This is a genomic window from Burkholderia diffusa, assembly GCF_001718315.1.
Lineage (GTDB): Bacteria > Pseudomonadota > Gammaproteobacteria > Burkholderiales > Burkholderiaceae > Burkholderia > Burkholderia diffusa_B.
Window position 1 is genome coordinate 1,343,443 of record NZ_CP013363.1, and the last position, 17,371, is coordinate 1,360,813.

The 17,371-nt window shown below is 66.9% G+C and carries 15 protein-coding genes; 2 read left to right on the forward strand and 13 right to left on the reverse strand.

Annotation, left to right across the window (positions count from 1 at the left end; translation table 11 throughout):
- Positions 1-6: 6 nt before the first annotated feature.
- Genes WI26_RS21320 through WI26_RS21330 form a run of 3 tightly spaced genes read right to left on the reverse strand, consistent with a single transcriptional unit; the run spans position 7 to position 2,614 of the window.
- A complete protein-coding gene (locus WI26_RS21320; RefSeq protein WP_069227097.1) occupies positions 7-804 on the reverse strand; it encodes a CoA-transferase subunit beta in 798 nt (265 codons plus the stop codon).
- Between the two features lie 10 nt (positions 805-814).
- Positions 815-1,708 (reverse strand): CoA transferase subunit A, encoded by an 894-nt coding sequence (locus WI26_RS21325; RefSeq protein ID WP_069227098.1) that lies wholly within the window; start codon positions 1,706-1,708, stop codon positions 815-817.
- 9 nt (positions 1,709-1,717) lie between these two features.
- Positions 1,718-2,614, reverse strand: coding sequence for a VOC family protein (locus WI26_RS21330; RefSeq protein WP_069227099.1), 897 nt, complete (start codon positions 2,612-2,614; stop codon positions 1,718-1,720).
- Positions 2,615-3,176: 562 nt separating this feature from the next.
- On the opposite strand from WI26_RS21330, the gene WI26_RS21335 reads away from it, so the two are divergent.
- Positions 3,177-4,763: a hypothetical protein gene (locus WI26_RS21335; protein ID WP_069227100.1), complete on the forward strand. Its 1,587-nt coding sequence runs from the start codon at positions 3,177-3,179 to the stop codon at positions 4,761-4,763.
- 92 nt (positions 4,764-4,855) lie between these two features.
- Here WI26_RS21335 and WI26_RS21340 read toward each other — a convergent pair whose 3' ends face one another.
- Entirely contained in the window at positions 4,856-6,052 is a 1,197-nt protein-coding gene (locus WI26_RS21340; protein ID WP_069227101.1) for a glycosyltransferase family 87 protein, read from the reverse strand.
- Between the two features lie 107 nt (positions 6,053-6,159).
- On the reverse strand, positions 6,160-6,813 hold the full coding sequence (locus WI26_RS21345) for a hypothetical protein (protein WP_081054991.1): 654 nt from the start codon (positions 6,811-6,813) through the stop codon (positions 6,160-6,162).
- Between the two features lie 1,132 nt (positions 6,814-7,945).
- On the opposite strand from WI26_RS21345, the gene WI26_RS21350 reads away from it, so the two are divergent.
- Positions 7,946-8,671, forward strand: a complete 726-nt coding sequence (locus tag WI26_RS21350; protein ID WP_069227102.1) for a lysozyme inhibitor LprI family protein — start codon at positions 7,946-7,948, stop codon at positions 8,669-8,671.
- A 48-nt stretch (positions 8,672-8,719) separates the two neighbouring features.
- On the opposite strand, the gene WI26_RS21355 is transcribed toward WI26_RS21350, so the two are convergent.
- The 8 genes from WI26_RS21355 to WI26_RS21385 all read right to left on the reverse strand — a co-directional run bounded on the left by WI26_RS21355 (position 8,720) and on the right by WI26_RS21385 (position 17,223).
- A complete protein-coding gene (locus WI26_RS21355) occupies positions 8,720-9,493 on the reverse strand; it encodes an SDR family NAD(P)-dependent oxidoreductase (protein ID WP_069227103.1) in 774 nt (257 codons plus the stop codon).
- A 37-nt stretch (positions 9,494-9,530) separates the two neighbouring features.
- The gene (locus WI26_RS21360) at positions 9,531-11,117 is read right to left on the reverse strand and encodes a FadD3 family acyl-CoA ligase (protein WP_069227104.1); all 1,587 of its coding nucleotides are present in this window, start codon (positions 11,115-11,117) and stop codon (positions 9,531-9,533) included.
- Between the two features lie 46 nt (positions 11,118-11,163).
- Positions 11,164-12,213 (reverse strand): ferredoxin--NADP reductase, encoded by a 1,050-nt coding sequence (locus WI26_RS21365; RefSeq protein ID WP_069227105.1) that lies wholly within the window; start codon positions 12,211-12,213, stop codon positions 11,164-11,166.
- Positions 12,214-12,223: 10 nt separating this feature from the next.
- Positions 12,224-12,394 carry a hypothetical protein gene (locus WI26_RS32340; protein ID WP_155768799.1) on the reverse strand — a complete coding sequence of 57 codons (171 nt, stop codon included), beginning with the start codon at positions 12,392-12,394 and terminating at the stop codon, positions 12,224-12,226.
- 39 nt (positions 12,395-12,433) lie between these two features.
- Entirely contained in the window at positions 12,434-12,952 is a 519-nt protein-coding gene (locus tag WI26_RS21370; RefSeq protein WP_081334371.1) for a flavin reductase family protein, read from the reverse strand.
- Complete coding sequence (locus WI26_RS21375) at positions 12,952-14,709, reverse strand: FAD-dependent oxidoreductase (protein ID WP_069227107.1); 1,758 nt, start codon at positions 14,707-14,709, stop codon at positions 12,952-12,954. Before WI26_RS21375 ends, WI26_RS21370 begins: the two co-directional genes overlap by 1 nt.
- 10 nt (positions 14,710-14,719) lie before the next feature.
- Positions 14,720-15,913 carry an acyl-CoA dehydrogenase family protein gene (locus WI26_RS21380; RefSeq protein WP_069227108.1) on the reverse strand — a complete coding sequence of 398 codons (1,194 nt, stop codon included), beginning with the start codon at positions 15,911-15,913 and terminating at the stop codon, positions 14,720-14,722.
- Between the two features lie 170 nt (positions 15,914-16,083).
- Positions 16,084-17,223: an LLM class flavin-dependent oxidoreductase gene (locus WI26_RS21385; RefSeq protein ID WP_059509088.1), complete on the reverse strand. Its 1,140-nt coding sequence runs from the start codon at positions 17,221-17,223 to the stop codon at positions 16,084-16,086.
- Positions 17,224-17,371 lie beyond the last annotated feature (148 nt).

The following is a 17,371-nucleotide window of genomic DNA, read 5'->3' on the forward strand; positions in this document are numbered from 1 at the left end:
CGGACCTCATCCGCGGCGCGGCGCCGGATTGTTGCGCACGATCGTCGCGCGCAGGTTGTGAGGGTCGAGCGCACGCACGATGCGCAGGTCTTCCGCGCTCGGCGGGGCCGTCGTGCCGAGCTCCGGTGCAGCAATCAGCGGGAAGCCGGTCGCGTCCTGCACCTCGTCGAAGCTCACGCCCGGATGCAGCGAGCGCACGCGGATCGCATGGTCGGGGCCGCCGAAATCCATCACGCAGAGATCGGTGACGATGCTGCGCAGGTCGACGAAGGTCTTCATGCCGGGCAGCCGGCGCGCCGGGTTGTAGCCGACCGTGCAGACCATGTCGACTTCGTCTGCGACGAACGTGCGCTTGCCGTGGCCGCTGATGAAGAACGAATTCGCGTGGTTCGTCGAGTTGCCGGGGAAGCCGCGCGCGCCGAGCAGTTGCGTCTTCGGACGCGCGTAGTCGTCGCCGAGCCACGAGATGTTCGCCTGGCCGAAGCGGTCGATCTGCGTCGGCATCACGAGCGCGTGGCGGCGGCCGTGCCACAGGCAGTCGAACACGCGTTCGTATGTCATCCAGCCGCTCGCCTTCACGCGATAGCCGTCGGGGCGCGGCCCGAGCGGGACCGGCTCCTCGACGAGATACGCCTCGCCGTCGGTCAGCATCAGCCCGTTGTTGTACGCGAGCCGCGCGAGGCCGGCCGCGAGCCGCGGGCCCGTGCCGATGCCGGTCGCCAGCACTTCGCCGTCGTCGCGCCAGAGTCGCGCGGACGCGACGATCATCAGTTCCGCGAGGGAATGGTCGAGAGATTCGCTCACAGGCGCTCCTTTACAGAATCGGCAATGGCAGCGTCGCCACATGCGACAGGCCGCCGACGCCTTCGAGATACTGGCGTTCGTCCTGGCCCACCACATCGCGCAGGTACGCCGCCGTCTTCGCGTCGTCTTCCGCGCTCGCGCAGTACGCGCGCAGGTGCGGCAGGTCCCAGCCGTAGGCCGGCCCGCACGACGTCGGGTGTGCGCCGCCCGGCGCATGCACGATGCCGGTGACGAGCGAGCGCTCGAACGGATTGCGTTTTGCGGCATCGAGGTCTTCGGTCGCGAGCGACGCGTCGACCGTTTCCGCCGACACGTAGCAGCGCTGCGCGGCGCGCGCCATCCACGCGTCGAAGAACGGATCGGGGCCGTCGATGCGCGTGTTGCCCATCCGGTCTGCCGCGTTCACGTGCAGCAGCGCGACGTCGAGTTCGAGCGCCGGCATCGCGAGCAGCGTCTCGCTGTCGTCGTACGGCGACTTGACCGTGCGCAGGTGCGGCGCGTGATCGAGCAGCGCGGTGCCGAGCCCGGCGCGTGTCGGCAGGAACGGCAGGCGCGCGGCGGCCGCGCGCAAGCCGAGCTGCAACATGCCTTCGTCGAGTTCCAGCACGTCGACACGGCCTTGTTCGCGGGCGCGGCGGAAATGCGGTTCGAGCGGGATCACGTCCAGCGACACGAAGCCGAACACCACCTTGCGCACCTTGCCCGCCGCGCACAGCAGGCCGACGTCGGCACCGCCGTAGGCGACGACCGTCAGGTCCTTCAGGTTCGAGCGCGCGATCTCGCGCACCAGTGCCATCGGCTTGCGCCGAGGCCCCCATCCGCCGATGCCGATCGTCATGCCGTCGGCGAGTTGCGCGACCACGTCGCGCGCGGACATCGTCTTGTCGAGAGGTTTCATCGTCATCGTGCTGGCCTACCGGTATCCGATGCTGAAATCGTGGCCCCACTGGCTCACCTTGGTGGCCTCGAATACGGCGTGCTTCGACCAGTCGACCGTGAGGCCGCCGAAGCCGTATTCGAGATCGAAGCCGCCGGGGGTCTTCATGTAGAACGAGATCATCTGGTCGTTGCAGTGCCGGCCGAGCGTCGCCGACATCTTCACGTCGTGCGCGGCGACCCGATCGAGCGCGCGGCCGACTTCGTCCATCGAGTCGACTTCGGCCATCACGTGCACGCAACCCGTCGGCACAGCCATCTCGAACAGCGCGAGGCTGTGATGGCGCGCGTTGCGGCAGTGCATGAAGTGGATGCGCTTCTCGGGTTCCGCGGGGTCCGGCGTGAACTTCACACGGTAGATGTCGGACAGCTCGAAGCCGAGCACGCCGCGCGCGAATGCGTCGGTCGCGTCGAACTGCGGCGCGGGCAGCACCGCGTGGCCGAGCCCCATGTCGCCAGTGACGAAGCGCGCGACGCCGAGCGGCGACACAAAGCGGCGGAAGTCGCAGCGCGCGCCCCAGTACAACTCGTGGCGGTTGCCGGACGGGTCGGTGCACCACGCCATCGCCTGCACGCGGCGCAGCGCGGCTTCGTCGCGCGTCGCGCGCACGGCTTCGACGCCCGCATGTTGCAACGCCGCGAGCGCGGCATCGAACGCGGCGGCGTCGGGCAGCTCCCAGCCGGACGCGAAATAGCGATCGGCCGTGCCGGGGACGATCACGTAGCGGAAATCGCGCTCGTCCATCTTCAGGTACAGCGCGCCGTCGGGCGCGTCGAGCGCCTGCATGCCCAGCACGTGTTCCGCATAGCGGCGCCACGCATCGACGCGGGTCGCCTCGACGACGACGTAGCCGAGCGCACGGACATCGATCATGTCGGCCTCCTCCAGGTTCAGATTCCGTTGTTCGTGAAAGGATTCTGGCCGGTCGGGGATGGCGTCACATCGTCTGTTGGGACGAGAGCCGGCAGGGAGGCGGGAGCGTTGCGCGGCGAGTCCGCGCAGCGAAACGGCGCTGCGTTGCTGCGGCGCGGCAGGCGACGTCGGTAGAGGGAGGCCGCGACGGCGTGCGGACAGTGGCGACAACGCCAGCAGCGTGCGTGCGGCTCAGCTGGAATAGCCGGTTCGACGGATTATCTTTCTTACGGCCGAAACGTGAGGAATTCACGAAACAATCGGCCGGATTGCTTATTTCCTCTGCGTCGAAATCAACCATTTACCCATCACCGGCAATCGTCGTCGATAACGTGGCGTCATGGCATCGGCCCAGTCAGGACGGGCGTTCCAGCCTTCCGACGGCCTCTGGAAATGGACTGCGAAGCGCCGCGACAAACTTCGACACATGCAGCATGGACTTCAACCCTTGTAACGCGTATGTTACGCAAGCGGCGTTTAATATCTTTCATAAATATCAATAACGGCCTACGAGGATCACCGCTTGAAAACCACAAAAAACCCGCTTTCGCTGTCCGACCTGTACGAGGCGTCGACGGCGATGAACCGGCGCGGCTTCATTCGTCTCGGCGCATATGCAGCCGTATCGATGCTGGCCGCCTGCGGCGGCGGCGGATCCGACGCACCGCCGCCGAGCCCGCCCCCTGACGGCGTCTCGCTGGCGCTCGCCGTGCAGCAGGCCGCGCCCGGCACCGCCGCGCTGGACGCCCGCTTCGCGAGCCTCGGCTTCGAGAAAGGCGACATCAACGACAATTGCTTCCGGGCCGACAACACGAACCTGATCGGCCTGCTCAACGCGCTCGGCGGCGGCGTGCTGCGCATCGGCGGGAACAGCGTCGACCGCATGACGTGGGCGCCCAACGGGCAGGGCCAGATCCGGCGGCAGGTCTCGCGTATCGACGTGGCGCGATTCGCCGCGTGCCTCAAGCAATGTCCCGAATGGAAAGTGATTTACGGGATCAATTTCGCCGGTGCGCGCGGCTCGGTGACGTCGCCATCGCAAGCGGCCGACGAAGCGCTGTATGTGTCGCAGCAGCTCGGCAGTCAGTTGCTCGCGTTCGAAATCGGCAACGAACCCGATCAATACGGCGGCAGCAGGACACCGAACCTCGCCGGGATCACCTACGACATCTTCCTGAACGGCGGTACGGTCGCCCAAGGCGCGATCGCGGGATGGAACCAGTTTGCGCAGGCGATCGCGGGAGCCGTCAGCGGCGCCGTGTTCAGCGGGCCGGCCGCCGCCAGCGACACGCCAGGCTGGGCGGAGTCGTTCGCGGCGAGCCAGGGCAGGAACATCGCACTGCTGACCGAGCACTACTACATCAGCAACTACAACGACAGCGCGCCGTCAATCGCCGGGATGCTCGCCTACCCCGATGCGAACCTGGTGACGGCGCTGCAAAACATGCAGTCCGCCGCACAGAAGGCCGGCGTGCCGTTCCGAATGGACGAGACGAATTCGTATTTCAACAGCACGAAGCCGGCCGGTGTCAGCAACGTGTTCGCGAGTGCGCTGTGGGCGATCGACTTCATCTTCACGCATGCGCAGTACGGCGCGAGCGGCCTGAATTTCCACAACAACGGGTCGATGACGAGCTATGCGGCGATCGCCGATTCGCAAGGTGAAGTCACCGCCGTGCAGCCGCTCTATTACGCACTGCTGTTCTTTTCGCAAATCTTCGCGCGCGGCGGCACCGGTCAACTCCTGAAGACATCGCTGAGCACAAGCGCTGCGGCCGTCAGCGCATTCGCAGTCGCAACAACTCAGGGCGAGACCTGCGTGATCATCAACAACAAGGATACGGCCAGCGCCGCAAACGTTACCGTCACGCTCGACTCGCAGGCGTCGCGCGCGACAGTGATGACGCTCGCTTCGTCAGGTGACGCGACGGGTGCCCAACTCGCCAATCCGGGTATTTACAACGGCGGGACGCCGATCACCTTCGGCGGACACGCAGTCGCGCTGAATGGCGCATGGAACGGCTCGCCGCAGCAGACGCTTGCCGTGTCGAAGCAGCAGGTGTTCGTGAAGGTAGCGCCCGTCAGTGCCGCACTGATTCGCATCGTCTAGCGTCGTCAACCCGCGACGGGAACGTCGCTCGACGTCTTGCGTCGCGATTCAGCCGATTCACCCGCCCCGGCCGCCGCGCACACGATGATCCGTCACGATGCCGCGGCCGACATCATGCTTCGCCGCACGACCACCGCCAGCACCGCGACGAGGATCGCCGACGCGACCGGCCACATCGTGCCCGTAATGACCGCGACGAACGCCTGCGCCGGCGCGATCCATGCGAGTGCCACGACGGCCGTCTCAAGCCGGTCCGGCCGAACGTTGCGGCGGTCGAGCAGCAGGAAGATGACCGGAAGCACCAGCCACAGCAGGTCGTAATACATGAAGTACGGCTGAACGAGGAGCGTCGCAGAAGCCAGTGCCGCCGCACGCAATTCGAAGCGCTTCGCGCGAATCCATACGTACGCGACGGCCGCGGCGGCGGCCACCGAGACGCACGTTTGCAGGCCGTATGCGACCTGAATCGACAGGCCCGCAATCCGAGCGAGCCCGAACATCGACGGCATGCCGCGCCAGAGCGTCTCGCCGTACTCCATCACGCCGCGATCGAAGGACGGCAGGAACGCGAAAAACGCGATCCACGCCCGCCACCCGAATATGGCCGTCGACGTCGCGACGATTCCGGCACTGAACATGCCCGCCGAGACCAGCGCTGTCCAGTGCCGCCCGCAGATCAGGGCCAGCGGAAACAGCACGCCGAATTGCGGCTTCAGCATCAGGATCGCGATGCAGGCCCCGGCGACGACCGGGCGCGACCGGAGCAGCAGCAGCGCCGCGCCGGCCGCCGCAACGGTCAGAAATGCGTTCTGCATGGTCAGGGCGGCACCGATCAGACCCGGAAACGCGGCGATCGCCAGCCGCCACTGACCGTCGAGCGAACGCGTCAATCGCGCGACGACTGCCGCATAGAAGGCGATCGTCAGTAAGCCGAACAGAACGACGGCGTTCGCGAACGGCATCAAGCCAAACGGGACGACGACGAGCAGGAAGGTCGGCGGATACGGCCACGGCGCAAAATCGTCGAATGGCCGCAGCGCGGCCTCGATCGGCTGGATCCATTGCGGCGAGAAGATCGCCGTCGGACCATGCTCGAGCGCGACCCGCGCCGTCGCCCAGAATATCGCGAAGTCCGACCCGACCATCGGCGCGGACCGGTCGTGCCACAGGTAATAGCGGATCGCCCAGACGACGAGGAAGAGGATCTGCAGCCCGAGCACCGCGACGGCATACGTGCCGACGCGCCGTCCATCGCCTGCACGATCGTCCGCTGCGCGTATCCGCTCCATCGATCACCCCGCGTTTTTGTTCCGGTGAAGCATGGATGGCACCCGGCCTGCCCTGCGGCCGACACTGCGCGTGCATCGCATGGCCGTGCTCGTGGTGCGCGTACCGCTCAGAACCGGTACGAGATCCCGATCTGCAGGACCGGATACCACCGATACCGCGACATCATCCGGTTCAGTTCGTCGAGGCCGCTGGACGCCAGGACCTGGCTCTTCTGCGGTCCGGCCGCAGCGGCGAGCGCCGGCGACAGCGTGTACGAGCAGCGCGGGATCCCGTATGCGACGCCCAGATCGGCGACGAAGCCGAGCCCTTTCGACGCCGGCCGGTGTCCGTAGCCGATCCCGACGTACGGCATCACGGTCGGATAGCGTGCCTCCGCGACCGCGTACATTCCTGGCAGCGCCGGATATCGCTTGCCGCCAAACACGTAGGTGCCGTTAGTTGGCACTGACACGCCGCGGATTTCGTCGTCGTTGAAGCGCAATCCGATCGTCGCGCGAAAACCGCTGCCGCGCCACGGAAAAATGTCGGCATACAGGCCACCCTGGCGCAGCTTGATGTCGTCCTGATAGCGATTGCCGGCCACGGTGAAGTCATGCGTCAGATTGATCGCATTGAAATCCGCGTGTGCACCCAGCACGGAATTGAAGCTCACGGCCGCGCCGATGCCGACGCCTTGCGTGCCGCCCTGCAGGTAGATTTCCTGCGCGTGCGCGCCGGCCGCGAACACCATCGCCAGCGCTGCCCATTGGTTCACTGTCATTTTCACGGGCGTCCCCCCGACATGTGCCGGGCGCGCCGACCCGCCGCGTGCAACGCATGCCGCTACGCGCAGCGGGTCCCCCGGCACGACATCTCGCAAGCAAGCTTGCTGTTTGACGGATCGCACGTGTAGTGTCCGTTCGTGTCTCCGATACGACGCGTTGCGCGTTCGACACAACCGGCCACCATCCCGCAGCTCGATCCGATCCCCGATATTTCGATGTCGTTGCGTGCCGCTCCCGCGATTCGTCGTTACCATCGGTCGCGGTTGTGTCGAGCGGCACCGGCCTAATCGCAAGGCATGTGCCATGCGGCGCGGACCCGCGCGGGACAAGCGTCTCGGCCTGACACCGGGGGTTACGCGGGAGGAAATCGACGGAAATGTTTCAGGAACGCATCTGTTTTCGGGGCTTCGGCGTTATGCCCATGACCGGGGCGGCTGGCAGCGAGCGCTGCAATGCCCACGAGGCAAGTACGAGCAAGTCGTCTGCACGCCTTGATTGACACGGTCAGCAAATGCGTCACACAGCACCCAGCTCGAAAAGCGTTTCATTCGTGTGACCTTGAGGCGGTGGCGGGGCTGCCCCGGATGCCGGAGCGTGATGTGCAAGTCAACGGGAATACCGAATCAGGCATCTGCGAATGTCATCGCGCATCCATACAGTTCGACGCATCACATTGGACTCCCGGGCTAACACGCTGCACTCTGAACGCACATGCTGGCGGACAAGGATTCATCGGGGACGCTCTCCGCTGAATGAGAATTAATTGCGGCGGACCGATTTTCTGCTTTATAGAGTTATAAAAGGGCGGATCCACGTTGATACAATGCTCAACCAAGATAAAGCTGATCCGGAATACCAGCACGTCCGCGACTCAATCGCAATCGAAGCGAAACGTCTGGACCGACCGTCAGCAATTTATAAGATCAATCAACTCTCGGGGATATCGTGAAGCGCATCGCACTTCTTTTACTGGCCGCAGCCACAGTTACCGCTTGCGACTCGAAACATTCCGACAGCAGCGCGCAAGCGTTGCCGACTGGCTCGAATACGGCCAGCGATACCACTGCCTCGCTCCCGGCCTCTTCGACGCCCGTTCCTGCCCCGCCTCCTCCGTCGCACAATTACGCAATGAGCCAGGACGGTACGTATGGGTACGAGCCGGCGCTCAGCGAAGATGATGTCCGAGCAGGAAAGGCCACAAAAGCGCTTGTGATGATGCGCTACGTCGGTCTTCGGGACGGAAGTTATATTTTGCTTTTGGTCGACGAGGACAATCCGAACATATCGACTCGCATTACGTGCCAAGCTCCGTGCAATTTCGCCAAGTCCCAAACGATGGCCGGCGACTCGATCCTCAAGACCGAAACTGTCAGGGTTGTACCCAACTCCTTGATTGGCGCAATGGTCGAAGACGCGATGTCAGGGCAACTGACGCCCTATGGTCAACGCATGGCAACCTTGAATCAGGCCCAGCAACCGGCGATCGTCGCGCCTCCGACACCATCAACCTTGGCGCCTGCCGAGCCGGGAGCAAACCAGGCTGCGAGCGACGTAGCCGCTTCGCCGCTGCAACAAACGAGCTTCGACTGTGCCAAGGCGAAGTCAATTCCGGAGTTTCTGATCTGTCATGACCCGGATCTTGCGGCTGACGACCGCGACCTCGCCACCACGTATCAGCAAGCAAAGGACGCCGTCATCGATAAAGCGGCATTTGCTGAACGAACGCGGAAACAATGGAATTTTCGTGAGAAGAATTGCCGGGACAAAGCATGCCTGACTTCTTGGTACGCATATCAGAAACGCGTGCTGGCGAAGATTGCGCAAACCGGCGACGTGAACGTCCAAGATAACTGAAGCATCCCGCTGCCGGGCCCGCTCCCCCGAGCGAGCCCGCTCCGTTCATCACAACCCATACCCGCCCGAAACATTCAACTGCTGCCCCGTGATGTAATTCGCGCGGTCCGACGCGAGAAACACCGCCGCGCGTCCAATATCGTGCGCCTTCCCCCAGCGCTTGAGCGCGAGCATGTTCTGCGTCTCGTCGATCCACGCCTGGTCGAACTGACCTTGCTCGAGCAGCACCGGAAACATCCCGGCCTCGATCACGCCGACCAGAATCGAATTCGCGCGAATCTCGTGACGGCCCTCCTCGCGCGCGAGCCCTTTCACGAGCGCCTCGTTCGCCGCCTTCGGCGCGACCGACAATCCATCTCGATCCGGCCAGCGCAGATGCCCGGCCGAGCCGAGCGTCACGAACGACCCGCCGCCCGACGCGCGGAAATGCGGTAACGCAGCCTTCGCCGCATTGAAGAAGCCAACCGTCTCGACCTCGATCGCGCGCCGCCAGTCGTCATGCGTCATGTCGCCGATATGGCGTTGGTTCACGAACGGGCCGGCCGCCCACACGATCGTGTGCACGCGGCCGTGCGCATCGATCGCCGTCGCGAGCGCCGCATTGACCTGCGCGGGATCGGTCACGTCCGCGCAATGCGTGGTGGCCGTGACACCAGTGCCGCGCAGGTCGCGCGCGACACGCGCGGCCACATCGGCCTTGCTGCGATAACCGAGCGCGACCGGCACGCCGGTGCGCGCGAATTCCAGCGCGACACCCTGCCCGATCCCGCCGCTGCCGCCGAACACGAGTACCGCGCCGGGCGGAAATCCGTTGTCGTTCATGCATTCATCCCGTTGGTGACGGATCGCGCGCCGGCGATCAGGCCGCCGCCTCGGTGCCGGCGCGCAGCCGGTACTTCAGCACCTTGCCGGCCGCGCTCGTTGGCAGTTGATCGACGAACGTGAAATGCCGCGGCACCTTGTAGTTCGCCATGTTGGCGCGCGCCCAGTCGTTCAGCGCGTCGGCGTCGGTGTGCGCGCCGGGACGCAGCACGACGTACGCATGCCCGACTTCACCGAGCCGCTTGTCGGGCACGCCGACCAGCGCGACCTGCGCGATCGCCGGATGCGCGGCCAGCAGCCGCTCGATCTCCGCCGGATAGCAGTTGAAGCCGCCGACGATGAACATGTCCTTGATCCGGTCGGTGATCTTCAGGTTGCCGTTCGCGTCGACGCAGCCGAGGTCGCCGGTATGCAACCAGCCGTCCGCATCGACGGCCTCGCGCGTCGCGTCCGGCTGGTTGAAATAGCCGCGCATCACGTTGTAGCCGCGCACCCAGATCTCGCCGGTCTCGTCCGGGCCGAGCGCGACGCCGTCCTGTCCCGCGATGCGCAGCTCGACGTCCGGCATCGGCCGGCCCGACGTGCAGGCGACCGTCTCCGCGTCGTCGCCATGACGGCACAGCGTCGCGAACCCGCACGATTCGGTCAGCCCGTAGCCGGTCAGCACGGTCTCGAAGCCGAGCTCCGCGCGCATCCGCTCGATCAGGCTCGGCGCGATCGCGGCCGCGCCCGTCACCGCGATCCGCAGCGACGACAAGTCGCGCGTCGCGCGTTCGGGCGCATCGAGCAGCGCGTAGTACAGCGTCGGCGGGCCCGGCAGCACCGACACACGTTCGTCGGCAATGCGGCGCAAGACGTCGGCGGGCTGGAACACGAGATGCGGCAGCACGGTCGCACCACTCGACAATGCGGCGAGCCAGCCCGCCTTGTAACCGAACGTATGGAAAAAAGGATTGACGATCAGATAACGGTCGTCCCGGCACACGCCGGCGATCGTGGCCCATGCCTGTGCGGCCCGCAGGTTCTGTCCATGCGCGGTCATCACGCCCTTCGGGCGGCCCGTCGTGCCGGACGTGAACATCAGGTCCATCACGGTATCCGGTGTCACCTGCGCCTCCCGCTCGCGCACGGCGGCGAGCGGCACCGCCGCGCCGCGCGCGAGGAATGCGTTCCAGGTTTCGTCGCACGCGCCGGACGGCGGTTCGCCGTCGAACACGACGACACGTTCGAGCGTCGCGGGACGGTGCGGCGCGAGCATCGCCGGATAGGATTCGCCGAGAAAGGTGCCGCAGCAGAACAGCAGCCGCGCGCCGCCGTCGTGCAGGATGCCGCCCACCTCCATGCCCTTCATCCGTGTGTTGACCGGCACGAGAATCGCGCCGACGGTGTGGATCGCCAGCGCCGCGACAATCCATTGCGGCAGGTTCGGCGCCCATACGGCGATCCGGTCGCCGGCGTCGATGCCGCTCGCGAGCAGCGCGCGCGCCGCCTCGAGACGCGCCGCGTCGAGTTCCGCATAGGTCAGCCGGCCGTGCTCCGACTCGATCGCCGGATGCGCGCCGTGGCGCGCGGCAGCCCGCGCGATCAACGCAGGTGTGGTGAGGATTTCGTTATCCATCGTCATAGGCATCGCAACAAGGTTGCCGCGCGCGCCGCAGGCGCGCCGCGGCTCAATCGGGGAACACCACGCGCAGCGTGTCGCTCGCGGGCCGCGCGCAGCAGGCAAGCGTCCAGCCGGCCGCGATCTCGTCGTCGTCGAGCACGTGGTTGCCGTCGAGGGCTACCGCCCCGCGTTCGACACGGCACATGCACGCACCGCACTGCCCCATCCGGCAGGAATTCGGCGCCGGCAGACCGGCGCGCAGCATCGCGTCGAGCAGCGTTTCGCAGGGTGCGCTGTCGAACGCGAACGTCTCGCCGTCGAGCACCGTCTCGATTGCCGCGCCGTCGCCGGAGCCGGCCGCAGAGGCCGCAGGGGCCGATACAGCCGCATCGGCCCGCGCCGGTGCATCGGGCAGCGACGCGAAGCGCTCGACGTGCACGCGCGCACGCGGCAGCCCGAGGCCGAGCATCGCGGCGAGCGCGTTCTCCATGAACATCGCCGGCCCGCAAATGAACGTTTCCTGCTGGCTGAACGGCCGCGCGAGTTCCTCGAGATGCCGCTGGTGCGGCACGCCCTGCACGCTGTCGAGCCAGTGGATCACGCGCAGGCGGCCCGGATGGCGCTGCGCGAGCTGCTGCAGTTCGTCGCGGAAGATCACCGAGCGCTCGTCGCGGTTCGCATAGATCAGCGTCAGCATCCCGCGGCCGTGCACGAGCGCCGACTTCAGGATCGACAGCACCGGCGTGATGCCGCTGCCGCCCGCCAACAGCAGCAGGTCGCCGTCGAGCGTGCGCGGCGTGAAGACGCCGGCCGGCGGCAGCACGTCGAGCCCATCGCCCGCGCGGATGCGGTCGCACAGCCAGTTCGACGCGCGACCGTCGCGCACGCGCTTGACGGTGATCTTCGGCGCCGCGTCGATGCCCGGCGCGCTCGACAGCGAGTAGCAGCGCGCGACGGTCGCGTCGGCGCACGGCACGTTCAGCGTCAGGAACTGGCCGGGCCGATACGCGAACGCATCGCGCAACGCGGCGGGCACGTCGAACACGAACGAGCATGCGTCGTCGCTTTCGGCGATGACGTCGGCAACGGTCAGCCGGTGAAAACGGGAATCGCTCATCGCCCGCTCCTCATGGCGTATCGGCCGCACAGCCCCGCGCCGGGTTCGACGCGAGCGCCGGCGCGATGCATGCGAACGCGTTGAGCATCTGCGTCGCCGCAGCACCGATCAACGGCACGAGCGCTCGCATGATCGTTGTGTCCGCACCGTTCGCGATATTGCGGTTCAGTCTGCGTGTCATGAGTGGTTCCTTTCCGACGCGATGAAACACGCACCGCAATCACGCGGCCGCGCGGCTCGCGGGCGCGCCAGGCGTCGTATACGCACCGTCGAGATAGACGAGCGGATCGACGTCGCCGCTCATCAGCACTTCGCGGATTCGCCCGATGAACACCGTATGCGTGCCGTATTCGAAACGGCCGTCCTGCTCGCACACGAGGCTCGCCTGCGAATCGTTCAGATACGGGACGCCCAGCGGCGACGTGCGCCACTCGCCGGTCGTGAAGCGCGCTTCGCCCTTCAGGCGGCCGCTGCAGTCGATCGCGATGCCTTCGTGGCGCGCCGACAGCACGTTCACGCAGAACGGCGCGCCCGCATCGAGCGGCGGATACAGCGACGCATTGCGGTTGATGCAGATCAGCAGCGAAGGCGGATCGGTCGACAGCGAATCGACCGCCGTCGCGGACATCGAGTAGCGCCGGCCGTCGTGCGCGCTGCTGATGACCGTGACGGAGCGCGCGAGACGGCGCATCGCGAGCAACATGTCGGTGCGCAGCGGATGGGTAGTGAGATCGCTCATCATTGGACTCCGTCAAGTTCAGTCGTGGACGGCCGGTCCGACCGGCCGCCGGCGTCGGCCGCCTGCGCGGCCAGGTGGTCGGCGGCGATGAACCCGAAGGTCATCGCCGGACCAAGCGTCGAGCCCGCGCCGGGGTAGCTCGCGCCCATCACCGATGCACTGGTGTTGCCGATCGCATACAGGCCGTCGATCGGCGCGCCGTCGGCGCGCAGCACGCGCGCGTGCGCGTCGGTGACGAGGCCGCCCTTCGTGCCGATGTCGCCCGCATCGATTCGCACTGCGTAGAATGGGGCCTCGTCGAGCGGCCCGAGGCACGGGTTCGGCTGGTTCGTCGGATCGCCGTAGTACGTGTCGAACAGGTTGTCGCCCTTGCCGAACGCTTCGTCGATACCGGTTGCCGCGTAACGCGCCATGTCGCGCAGCGTGTCGTGCAGCCCCGCCGCATCGACACCGATGCGTGCGGCGAGCGCATCGATCGTGTCGGCCTTCACGAGCACGTCGCGAAATGCATCGGGAATGCGCGAGTCGGGCATCATCGACGCCGGCATGATCGGCCCGCACGGATACTTGCGGCGAAAGCGCGCGTCGAACACCATCCACGCCGGCACGCACGCGCCGGTGCGTGCATGGTCGCGGTACATCGCCGGCACAAATTCGGAATACGGCGCGGCTTCGTTGACGAAGCGCCGGCCGAGTCCGTTGACGATCACGCAGCCCGGCAGGTTGCGCTCGACGAACAGCGCGCGCTGCTTCTCCTCGCCCGCGACGCCGACCGTCGGCGCGCCCCATACGTGTTCCATCAGCGCGAGCGCACCGCCGAGCCGATGGCCTTCGGCGATCGCGTCGCCGGTGTTGGCCGGCGGCGTCGCGCTCCATCGCATCTGCGTCGGGTGCGGCAGATAGCGTTCGCGCATCGGCTGGTTGCGCTCGAAACCGCCCGCGCCGAGGATCACGCCGCGCCGCGCGACGATCGTCACCGGCTGCCCGAAGCGCTGCGCGCGCACGCCCGTCACGCGGCCGTCCATGTCGAGCAGGTCGCGCATCGGCGTGTCGAGCCAGACGGGCACGTTGCGCTCGAGCAGCGCGCGGCGCAGCCCGCCGATCAACGCGTTGCCGAGCGTCAGGCGCCGGTCGCGCCGCGTGCGGCGGCGCACGCCGAAATCGAGCCAGTAGCGGCCGAACTGCGCGATCGCGAGCTTCATGAAGCCCGGCCCGCGCGAGAACAGCGTGTGCGCCTCCTTCGACGTCACGGCCACGCGACCGCCGATCAGCGTGCCGGGCGACGGCGGACGCAGCCGGTCGAGCTCGTCGCCGAGCAGCGCACCGTCGAACGGCAGCGGATCGAGCGCGCGATAGCCCGGCATCGCGCCCGGCAGCTTCTGGAAATAGTCCGCGTACTTCGGCAGCGCCTGGTAGCGCACCGGCGTCTTCGTTTCGAGGTAACGCAACATCTCGGGCGCCTGGTCGAGATACGCGTCGAGCCGCTCGCGTGACGATGCGCCGGCCGTGCAGGCGTCGAGATAGCGGCGCGCGGCCTCGCGCGTATCGGTCGCGCCGAGTTCCGCGATATGGTGATTGCACGGTATCCAGATGCCGCCGCCGGAGACCGCCGACGTGCCGCCGTACAGCGCCGTCTTCTCGATCACGACGACGGACAGCCCGCGGTCGGCCGCGCGGCATGCCGCGAGCAGCGCGCCCGCGCCCGAGCCGACGACCACGACGTCGAACACGTATTGCTGCGCTTGCGTGTCGTTCATCGCGGCCTCGTCAGATGAAGTAGTCGGTGTTCTCGCGGCCGAGCATCACGGCGCCGAGGTTCTGGCCGAAACGGTCCACGTTGTTCGCGTAGTGCGCGCGGGCCGCGTGCAGATCGAGGAAGCGTCGCACCAGCGGATTGCGGTGATAGATGCCGTTGCCGCCCGCGTAGCGCAGCAGCGCGTTCGCAGCCTGCGCGCAGCGCTCGGCGACCTGCGCGGACTGATAGCGGAAATGCACGCGGCGCTCGATCGACACGGCCGGGCCGCCCGTCACCGACGCCATCAGTTCCGCGAAATTGCGCTTGAGCAGCACCTTCATCTCGTCGATCGCGACGGCCGCGTTCGCACACGCGTTCTGCGCCCCCGGATCGTCGGTCGTCTTCGCGCCGCTGTTGGCCGACACGCGCGTGGCGGCATAGCCGGTGAAATCGTCGAGCGCGCCCTGCAGCGCGCCGATGCACGACGTGCACACCGCGCGCACGAAGATCTGGGCGAACGGCAGCTTGAACAGCGGCGCGTCGTTGACGGCCAGGCCCGGGCTCGTGCCCATCATCCCGTCGAGCGCCTTGTGCGTGCGGTACGCGGGCACGAATACGTCGTCGACGACGATGTCGTGGCTACCGGTCGCGCGCAGGCCGAGCACGTCCCAGTCCTGCTGGATCCGGTAATCGGATTTCGGCAGCAGGAACGTGCGGTATTCCGGCGGCTGGCCGGCAACGGCTGCCGGCACCAGCGCGCCGAGGAACACCCAGTCGCACAGTTCGCTGCCGCTCGAGAACTTCCAGTGGCCTGCCAGCCGGAAGCCGCCTTCGACCGGCGTCACGCGACCGACCGGCATGTAGGTCGACGCGATCAGCGTCGCGGGGTCCTTGCCCCATACGTCCTGCTGCGCGCGTTCGTCGAACAGCGCGAGCTGCCAGTTGTGCACGCCGACGACGCCGTACACCCATGCCGTCGACATGCAGCCGCGCGCGAGCGCCATCTGGATGTCGAAGAAGGCCTGCGGATCGAGCTCGTAGCCGCCGTAGCGCTTCGGCTGCAGCACCTTGAAGAAGCCGGCGGCCTGCATGTCGGCGATTGTCTCGGCCGGGATGCGGCCCTGCGCGTCCGCCTGCGCGGCGCGGCCGGCAAGCGTCGGCGCCAGCGCCTCGGCCCGGGCGATCAGGGTGGCGGCCAGTGCGTTCGAATCGTTGTCGCGGTGCACGAATGTCTCCTGTGATACGGGGCGCGCGCGGCTGCGCTCACCCCGGTCTCTCTCCAAGTGGTTCGTCGCGGCCGGCGCCGCGAGCGAGGGCTCCTGCCGACGATGGTCGGGCTCGCGCGGCCGCGCCGCATCGTCCGAAGGGACGACGGGCGCGGCGCGCCCGGCCCGCCTTATGCGCAGGCGCGCTCCTTCTCCTTGTTGAAGAACGGGATCACGTGCTCGCCGATGTTGCGGATCGTCTCCATCTGCGCGTCGTGCGGCACCGTGCCCATCTGGCAGAGGAACAGCACTTCGTCGACGCCCGCTTCCTGCAGGCGGCCCACGTAGCCGATGCAGTCGTCCACCGTGCCGTACGCATGGTTCGGGTTCATCATCGCGAGCGCCGGATCGGCGAAGTTCACGACAACTTCCTCCGACGCGAAGCGCGAACGGATCACCATTTCGCCGGTGTCCGCCTGCACGAGGTCGTCGCCCCACTTCGCCGGGTCCGGACGCTCGCCGCCCGTGTACCAGTACGCGAGCGATTCCATGAAGTAGCGCTGGCCGCGGATGCCGATCTTGCGGGCCTTCTGGCCGTCGGCCATCACGACCGTCGGGCACAGCGCCGCGAGGTGCTGGGTCGGGCGGTAGCCGACCTGGTCCTCCGGCTTGCGGTTCGCCCATGCGTCGCGGTAGATCGCGTTCTTCTTCGCGACTTCGTCGGGGCCACCGAAGCCGAGCACCAGCGCGCCCATCCCGCGCTGGCCGGCACGCAGCAGCGCATCGGTGTTCGTGCAGGCGAGGTACATCGGCGGATGCGGATCCTGGAACGGCTTCGGGTGGATCGGACGCTTCGGAATCTTGATGTACTTGCCGTCGTGCTCGATCTCGTCCTGCACGAACATCTTCGGCACCAGGTACATCGACTCGTCGATCATCGGCTGCAGTTCGTTGAGGTCGTAGCCGAACGCGCCCGCTTCCTGCTGGCTGCCGCCCTTGCCGACGCCGAAATGCACGCGGCCGCCCGACAGGATGTCGAGCAGCGCGACGCGCTCGGCGACCTTGATCGGATGGTTCATTGCCGGCGGCAGGCACACGACGCCGTGACCGAGGCCGATGCGCGTCGTGCGGCCGGCCAGGTACGCAAGGAAGGTTTCCGGCGCGCTCATGTGCGCATAGTTGGTCAGCGACGTGTGCTCCACGCACCAGATCGTGTCGAAACCGACCTGCTCGGCCAGCAGCGCCTGCTCGACCGTCTCCTTGAACACCCGATGGTCGCCCTCGCGCGATGCGTCGGTGGTCTGGGCTTCGTAGATGAGGGAAAACTTCATTGCGTGCGTCTCCATGTATGTTGGACGAGTCGGGGTCGTGCAGCCGCCCGCACGATACGGACGAATAGCGACGGTCCACGGATGGGAGTGTCGGCGCGCGGGCGTGCCCGGGCATCGTCTGTTTGGAGTAACGGCGTGCACGCGGGGA